Source organism: Actinotalea sp. JY-7885, from assembly GCF_014525465.1.
Lineage (GTDB): Bacteria > Actinomycetota > Actinomycetes > Actinomycetales > Cellulomonadaceae > Actinotalea.
In genome coordinates, this window is the sequence record NZ_JACEXH010000285.1 from 1 (window position 1) to 2,345 (window position 2,345).

Here is a 2,345-nt window from a genome sequence, read left to right on the forward strand (position 1 = left end):
GGCTCGACCACCTCGGACCCCGAGGCCGAGACGACGACGACGTCACGGCCCGCCGCGTGGTGCTCGTCGATGAGCGCGACGGCCTCGGCGTAGACGGTCGGCGCGATGTGCAGGTGCAGGGTCTCGGGCGGGGTCTCGGACCGGCCCCGGCCGGTGCGGAGCTCGCCGACCGGCTGGCGCTCCTGGCCGAGCTCGCCGCGACGCCGTTGCCACCGTCGGTGCCCGCGCTCGTGCTGGCCGCCGTCGTCCACGGCGAGGTGCTGGCGCTGCGCCCGTTCGTCGCCGGCAACGGGGCCGTCGCGCGGGGCGTCCTGCGCCACCTGCTCACGCGCGACGGCGTGGACCCCGTCGGCGTCGTGGTGCCGGACGTGGTCTGGGCGGCCCGGCCCCACGTGCACCTGTCCGCGGCCGCGCGCTTCGCCACGGGCACGCCGGAAGGCGTCGCGACCTGGCTGCGCCACGTGGCGGGTGCGGTGCGGGCGGGTGCACAGGAGGGGACGCGGGTGGCGGACGCCGTGGTCGCGCGGCGGCTCGCACCGCCGGACGGCGACCGGGACACCGACGGGCCCTGACGCGACGACGGCGCCCCCGGTAGTCCGGGGGCGCCGTCGGCGACAGCTGCGGGAGGAGAGGTATCAGGCGCTTCAGGTACTGCCGCTACGGGGCTAGCCCGGTCGGCAGGTCCGCTCGAGGACAGGTCGAGCGTGGGTTCTCAGGTCCCGCTGTGCTGTTGTGGTTCATTTCTACGCTCGCTTGCCCGACGAGGGAAGGGACTGAAGTCCTAGGCGTCGCCCGACCCACGGGGATGCCCAGCACGTGGCCGGGACCGTGTCAGGACGTGGACCGCCGGTGCCGGCGGACCAGCAGGACGGCCGCGACGGCGGCGACCAGAACCAGCGCGGCGACGGGGATGGTGCGCCGGGGCTGCGGGAACGAGGGCCGCAGGGCGACGGGCCGCGCGAACGTCAGGACGTCCCAGCCGCGCTCGATCGCGAGCCGGCGCAGGGCGCGGTCGGGGTTGACGACGGCGGCGCTGCCCACGGACTCGAGCATCGGCACGTCCGTCACCGAGTCGGAGTAGGCGTAGCTGGCCTCGAGGTCGTAGCCGTGCTCGGCCGCGAGCCGCCGCACCGCCTCCGCCTTCGCGGGGCCGTAGGCGTAGAAGGCGATGCCACCGGTGTAGCGGCCGTCGAGGGTCTCCATCTGCGTCGCGACCACCCGGTCGGCGCCGAGCAGGGCGGCGATCGGCTCGACCACCTCGGACCCCGAGGCCGAGACGACGACGACGTCACGGCCCGCCGCGTGGTGCTCGTCGATGAGCGCGACGGCCTCGGCGTAGACGGTCGGCGCGATGTGCAGGTGCAGGGTCTCGGCGACGATCGAGGACACCTGGGCGACGTCCCACCCGGTGACGAGCGAGGACAGGTGGGCGCGCAGGCGCTCGGTCTGGTCGGCGTCGGCGCGGCCGAGCAGGAACACGAACTGGGCGTAGGCGGTGCGGAGCACGTCGCTGCGCGTGATCAGCCCGCCCGCGTAGAACGGACGGGAGAAGGCGGTCGCCGACGACGTCGCGATGATCGTCTTATCCAGGTCGAAGAACGCGGCGGCACCCATGTCGCTCCCTCCGCGCCCCTCCCGGACGCTCCGGCCGGCCTCCCGTGAGGGTAGCGAGCCGGCGCCCTGCCGGGAGTCGCGGTGATCGTCATGTCCGGGTCGTCCCCAGTCCGGGGCCTTCGGGCGTCGTCCCCAGGCCCGCGGGTCCTTCCGTCGTGCCGCGCGACGGCGCCGCCACGCTGCTCGGCGGAGGTGGTGCGGTGCGAGCGCGGGTGGTCGTCGTGGTGGGGGCGTGCGGCGGGGTCGGGGCGTCCACGCTCGCGGCCTTGCTCGCGCTGCGCGCGGTGCGCGCCGGGACGAGTCCGGTGCTCGTGGACCTCGCCGCGACGGGCGGCGGGGTCGACGTCCTCCTGGGCACGGAGGACCTGCCGGGGGTCCGCTGGCCGGACCTCGCGCACGTGCGGGGTGCCCTCGCCGGCGCCGATCTCGACGGCGCGCTGCCGACGTGGCGCGGCGTGGACGTGCTCGGCGGTGACCGGCGCGGCGGTGCCCCGCCCCGGGCAGCGGTCGAGGCGCTGTGGCCCGCCCTGGAGGAGCGGTACGGCGTCGTCGTCGTGGACGCCCCGGCCGCCGCGCTGGCCGACGATGCCGTGGGCGGCGTGCTCGCGACGCGGCCCCACCTGCTGCTCGTCACGGGCCAGGACGTGCGCGGGGTCGCCGCCGGGCTGACGGCGGCGGCCGGGCTCGAGGCGGGCGGGGCTCCGGGCGCGCAGCTCGTGCTGCGGCGTCGG

At 76.5% G+C, this 2,345-nt stretch carries 3 protein-coding genes and 1 pseudogene; 2 read left to right on the forward strand and 2 right to left on the reverse strand.

The window, feature by feature from the left end:
• A pseudogene (locus IDM29_RS17735) lies at nt 1-251 on the reverse strand (hypothetical protein); the annotation flags it as partial.
• Here IDM29_RS17735 and IDM29_RS16305 point away from each other — a divergent pair.
• The gene (locus tag IDM29_RS16305) at nt 219-572 is read left to right on the forward strand and encodes a hypothetical protein (RefSeq protein ID WP_223148427.1); all 354 of its coding nucleotides are present in this window, start codon (nt 219-221) and stop codon (nt 570-572) included. The pseudogene IDM29_RS17735 and the gene IDM29_RS16305 sit on opposite strands and share 33 nt — an antisense overlap.
• 259 nt (nt 573-831) lie before the next feature.
• On the opposite strand, the gene IDM29_RS16310 is transcribed toward IDM29_RS16305, so the two are convergent.
• Nucleotides 832-1,614 (reverse strand): HAD family phosphatase, encoded by a 783-nt coding sequence (locus tag IDM29_RS16310; protein ID WP_182112955.1) that lies wholly within the window; start codon nt 1,612-1,614, stop codon nt 832-834.
• Between the two features lie 200 nt (nt 1,615-1,814).
• Here IDM29_RS16310 and IDM29_RS16315 point away from each other — a divergent pair.
• Nucleotides 1,815-2,345, forward strand: a 531-nt coding sequence (locus IDM29_RS16315) for a hypothetical protein (RefSeq protein WP_188037799.1), incomplete at its 3' end; no start/stop codon positions are given.